Here is a 4,465-nt window from a genome sequence, read left to right as displayed (position 1 = left end):
TACTCATAGCGACTCAAGGTTCAGTTCCAATAATGACCGCATTTTGACTCATTCCTTCTTCTCAGATCTCATTTGATTAGATTTTCTCTCTATCACTGACTTATGGGTAAGAGACAGGCTTTAGCGTGGGGGAGGATGTCAGTTATCGTTCCCCAAATTGTCTAATTTGGTTTGGACGGAGTGGCCAGTGAGCTCGTCAAAATCAGTGCCTGCGGCAATTGCGGTGGCACGTTTCACGCGGTAGTTTCCACCATCGGTCACATAGAGGTCATCCGGCAGGAAGAAATACCAATCTTCGTGATCGAATCGTACCCCAATTCGGGGTTCAGCGCCGAAACTACGCGCAAAGTACTCGAGGTCAGTGATTTCATCGCCATCAATATAGATCGGATTCCCGCTACTTGCTTTGACTTCGATTGCGTAGAACACCTCTCCGTTTCCAGCGAGCACGTCGGGCAACTCGCGCGGGGTTGCACTCCCACTGGCTGGGGCCCGCATCACGGCGAATCCAGCGTCATCCAATTGATTGACAAGTTCCCGTTCCCGGTTGGCGCCTTTCTGGCTCGACATCGGTATGACTCGTATGCCATAGTCTGTGTGCCGGGATTATGAAATAACGCCCTTGCTAACGGCAACGCAACGTTCGACCGACTTGGTGAAGTCGGATTCGAAGACGCTGCCGTTTTCACATACGAATCGAAGACGCTGTCTGTTCAGCGTCAGCTCTCGATTCGATTGCTGTGTTCCAAACAACCTTGTTACACTCTACTAGTGGTATCGGGAGCACTCCTTTGGTGGTTCGTTTCCACCCAGCAGCATGGGGATATCCTTCTCAGCCAAGTATTCCGCTGGGAATATTGCTCCCGCGACTGACACCGGTCACCTCTCGTCAGTCTCGAACGTCCCATCGTTTGGTAACCTATGCCACAGAACTAATTTGAACTCGGTACCTGTGTTTCGTATGGCTGTGGATATCGGTCAGCGCCAACTCCGGCTCGCGATTCTTGTGAGTGGACTTGTGATCGTCCTTGCTGGCATCACGTACGCCGGTATCCACCTCGTTGGAACAGAGTCCACAGACTCACGGAATGTATCCGAGATTGATTCGTGCACAACGATCAATGAACCTGGCCGATACGAACTCACGGCGGACATCAAGGACAGCAGCGCCAACAAGTGCATTCGAATTGCGTCGAGTAACGTCGTGTTCAGCGGGAACGGCCATTCGATCGACGGTACGGGAGCGTTCGGCACCGGCGGTGTGCTCGTCGGCTCGTTCGATGGATCGATTTCGAATGTGACCGTTCGGAACGTGAACGTGACTGACTGGGACGATGGGATCCGCTATATCCACGTTGTGAATGGAACGGTCACAAACACAGTAACTGCGAACAATCGCGTCGGTCTCACACTACTCAGCTCGAACCAGACGACTGTTGTCAAGAACACGGCCAGGAAGAACGCAGTGTATGGGATATCGCTTCAAGAAATGAGTCACCACAATGTAGTGTTGAATAATACTGCAACAGCAAACTCGCTGTTTGGGATTCATCTCGTTCGGAGTGGCGTTCGAAACAATACGATCGCATCAAACGCTGCCTCGAAAAACGAGTATGGAATCGTTCTCATCGGTGCCAATACAAACACAGTCCTCAACAATAGTGCGACGGCGAATCGGATTGCTGGCATTTGGTTGTCCGAAGCAGACGATAACCGCCTCTCAAATAACACTGTCTCGAATCGATTCTACGGACTGTATCTCGGTGATCAGTCGAACCGGAATCACCTGTCAACCAATACCGCCAGCCAGAATGCCGTGGGCATACGTCTTTTGCACAGCGATAATAATGCTATCACTGGCAATACAGTCACAGATAGTCGCGTGCAAGGAATCCTTCTGATTGCAAGTCATAATGGTCGTATCATGGACAATCGGTTCTCGAATAATTCAGACGCCATCGCACTGATACGGTCGAAAAACATTACTCGATCGTCCAATTCGGGCGAACTATCCAGCCCTGCTCAACCTGACGGCCTCGCTGCAAAATGCCATCGAGGATTTGAAGCGGGCTTCCTGTTTCGATGTCGCACTGTATAGACACGAGTAATCGGCTCTGTGGTCGTACCGCTGACTGAGTTTCTCATAAGCCTCTCAGCTTCGATCTACACCGAGCTTCGTTTTGAGCGGAGAGGTGGTCAACGCTGCGAACGATAGCGCGTGACAAAGTGAAGTATAAGCGCTACGGTGGCAGCGACGATCATTGGCTTGGCCTGCGTACTCAAGTACAGTCCCGGTGTCGGCGGATAATACTGTGTGAGCGGCCAGAATACTGCATACGAGTGCCCGGACGGTTTCTGGAGGAGGCCATCGGCGAACAGGTGCGAGAGCGCACCCACACTCAAGAGGGCAAACACCCGCCTCCGCTCGCGCGGTGCGACGACCGTCACACCGACGAAGACTGCGACGAGGGCACCGCCAGCAGTGTGGAGTGCGTCCCAATCAAACGGAATCCCCAACAACTGTTCGACAGTCCCACTGCTGATGACAAGCTTGATCTTCGTCAAATCGGGGATGAATGCCCCCGCCATCGCGACCGTTGCATACGCGGGAGAAATCCAGTCGTAGCGCCATGACAGGAGGAGTGCAATCGAGTACGCGATAAAGGCGTGTGCAAGAAGATCCGGCATTAGTTCTCCCTCCACTGGTGGATGCGTGTTTGGACGCGGTCGAATACCTTTGGCTGGAAGGGTGTCTTGCGACGTTTGAGCGTCCAATCGGTCAAGTCGAGCCGCCAGTACTGGATGATACGCCCAAGCACCCACAAACCGGCGAAAAACGACGCCGGATACATATACAGGTATCCAGATGGGGAAACTGCGAAGGCATTGAGAGACTGAATCGTGTGGTTCGGGGCAACGACTCCATACACACGCAAATTGTCCCCCTCGTTCGCGTCTACGGCGAGGTCGGTGATGGTCAACTGGATGTGTTCGTTAGCTCCGTATTCAACGTCGATCGTCATCGGATCGGTATCGACGACCGCGCCACTGACAGAGACCTTCTTTCCAAGATACTGATCGTAGTCATCGGCAAGGTGTTCTTCGTTTGGATAGGCACCGAGTTCGGGGGCTGGAGCGAGTGTTCCGTACCAGACGGTGAGTCCGAAGAGGAGCATTACAAGAACAAGGAGGATACCGACACGACGTCGAACAGTTCTAGACATTCCCTGATATCGACGTCAAACATCAGGTACCTTTCCAGTTTCTATTCGCTTGGCTCGGCTGCAATCCTCACCAATTGAGATATGGACTCGAAACGTAATGTCTCCCATACGTATTAGATGAATGTGAAGTCGCCGATTGACTTCTTCTTGTCGTTTCACACATCAAATTAATATCTCCTCTCTCTGGGCTCTCTGAGAGAACCGATATATGCGGGGGGAGCAACATCGATTCAACGGGGATGCACGAGTTCTGTATCAGCTGGCGGTCAGAACACCGGTTCCGGATACAGATGCCGAGCGACTTTTCCATGAGAAGATAATGAGCGTGGCAGACGCTCGAGAGCGGAAGGGAACCGCCTCGGGGTCAAGCCCCGAGGCACTCGGCCTGCTCCGCCTGTAGACATCGTCCTCGGGGGCAACAGCGTTGGGGAGTGAGTCTTTGTCGTCGATGTAGAGATGCTCGCTGACCCCGAAATCTCCGTACTCGATGCCTATTCCATAAGAGATTCGACTGTTTTCAACGCGTTGATCCTGCCAGCACCGAGTTCGGGATCACTTCGTCCATTGCTCACCTCGGCGTTTCGTTTGATTACCCCTTCGATCTGCTGAGATGTTGAAGTGGGCGATAATTCGCGGACGAGGCCGGCTAATCCGGCGACCTGTGGTGAAGCCATCGAAGTACCGACATAATATGCGTATGAATCGCCCGGCACTGTCGAGAGGATGCGATTCGTTGGGTTCGGCCATCCAGTTTCATTCGATAGTGTCTTCTCGATGGTTTCATACCCACCACCCGGGGCTCCGACGTCGATATCGCCGAGACCGTAGCATCGGTGTTCGGTTAAGCACTGGATCGCCTCATGAAGGCCTCAGCCACTCGTTCGCTGAGTAAGAGCCACGATTTCTCTGGTTGACGGGCGTCACGAAACATCAGTTCCGACAGGTTCGGCGGTGGATGTCCGAACGACTGGGCCAGATCTTCGAGGATGAGCCGGGCGAAAGACCGGAAGGTCTTCGCCCAGCGCTCACGGGGGAACACCGTCTCTGGGAACAGCTCTTGAAACACGTCGAGCAAGGCTCTGCTGACCGTCAGCGTCAGCAGAGCCGCCACCACCAACAAGGTGGACGATTGCTGGATCACTCGTCTGGAACTTCTCCAGCCCATACAGCGACTTCAGTTCCCGGAACAGCAACTCCACTTCCCACCGCAACCCGTACAGGGCCGCGACCTGCCTCGGAGT

The 4,465-nt window shown here is 53.4% G+C and carries 6 protein-coding genes and 1 pseudogene; 2 read left to right on the top strand and 5 right to left on the bottom strand.

Annotation, left to right across the window (positions count from 1 at the left end):
* Positions 1 to 138: 138 nt before the first annotated feature.
* Entirely contained in the window at positions 139 to 570 is a 432-nt protein-coding gene (gene hjc, locus ACR3FF_RS25900; protein WP_458190970.1) for a Holliday junction resolvase Hjc, read from the bottom strand.
* Between the two features lie 391 nt (positions 571 to 961).
* Here hjc and ACR3FF_RS25895 point away from each other — a divergent pair, with 391 nt between their 5' ends.
* Entirely contained in the window at positions 962 to 2,098 is a 1,137-nt protein-coding gene (locus ACR3FF_RS25895) for a right-handed parallel beta-helix repeat-containing protein (RefSeq protein WP_458190969.1), read from the top strand.
* A 98-nt stretch (positions 2,099 to 2,196) separates the two neighbouring features.
* On the opposite strand, the gene ACR3FF_RS25890 is transcribed toward ACR3FF_RS25895, so the two are convergent.
* Both ACR3FF_RS25890 and ACR3FF_RS25885 read right to left on the bottom strand, forming a co-directional pair.
* Positions 2,197 to 2,688 (bottom strand): metal-dependent hydrolase, encoded by a 492-nt coding sequence (locus ACR3FF_RS25890; RefSeq protein ID WP_458190968.1) that lies wholly within the window; start codon positions 2,686 to 2,688, stop codon positions 2,197 to 2,199.
* The gene (locus ACR3FF_RS25885; protein ID WP_458190967.1) at positions 2,688 to 3,176 is read right to left on the bottom strand and encodes an OB-like fold-containing membrane protein; all 489 of its coding nucleotides are present in this window, start codon (positions 3,174 to 3,176) and stop codon (positions 2,688 to 2,690) included. The genes ACR3FF_RS25890 and ACR3FF_RS25885 overlap by 1 nt, the downstream gene beginning before the upstream one ends.
* Before the next feature lie 256 nt (positions 3,177 to 3,432).
* On the opposite strand from ACR3FF_RS25885, the gene ACR3FF_RS25880 reads away from it, so the two are divergent.
* Positions 3,433 to 3,624 (top strand): hypothetical protein, encoded by a 192-nt coding sequence (locus ACR3FF_RS25880; RefSeq protein WP_458190966.1) that lies wholly within the window; start codon positions 3,433 to 3,435, stop codon positions 3,622 to 3,624.
* Positions 3,625 to 3,715: 91 nt separating this feature from the next.
* On the opposite strand, the gene ACR3FF_RS25875 is transcribed toward ACR3FF_RS25880, so the two are convergent.
* Both ACR3FF_RS25875 and ACR3FF_RS25870 read right to left on the bottom strand, forming a co-directional pair.
* Positions 3,716 to 4,036 carry a S8 family serine peptidase gene (locus ACR3FF_RS25875; RefSeq protein ID WP_458190971.1) on the bottom strand — a complete coding sequence of 107 codons (321 nt, stop codon included), beginning with the start codon at positions 4,034 to 4,036 and terminating at the stop codon, positions 3,716 to 3,718.
* A gap of 29 nt (positions 4,037 to 4,065) precedes the next feature.
* Positions 4,066 to 4,465 (bottom strand): annotated as a pseudogene (locus ACR3FF_RS25870) (transposase); the annotation flags it as partial.

The sequence above is a fragment of the Haladaptatus ordinarius genome, assembly GCF_054177595.1.
The sequence above is the reverse complement of the archived record's forward strand: the minus strand, read 5'-3'. Positions and strand labels throughout refer to the sequence as shown.

Excerpts from the sequence above, each read along its gene's own strand:
- ACR3FF_RS25895 (WP_458190969.1), top strand. The coding sequence starts at position 962 with ATGGCTGTGGATATCGGTCAGCGCCAACTCCGGCTCGCGATTCTTGTG.
- ACR3FF_RS25890 (WP_458190968.1), bottom strand. The coding sequence starts at position 2,688 with ATGCCGGATCTTCTTGCACACGCCTTTATCGCGTACTCGATTGCACTC.
- hjc (WP_458190970.1), bottom strand. The coding sequence starts at position 570 with ATGTCGAGCCAGAAAGGCGCCAACCGGGAACGGGAACTTGTCAATCAA.
- ACR3FF_RS25885 (WP_458190967.1), bottom strand. The coding sequence starts at position 3,176 with ATGCTCCTCTTCGGACTCACCGTCTGGTACGGAACACTCGCTCCAGCC.
- ACR3FF_RS25880 (WP_458190966.1), top strand. The coding sequence starts at position 3,433 with ATGCGGGGGGAGCAACATCGATTCAACGGGGATGCACGAGTTCTGTAT.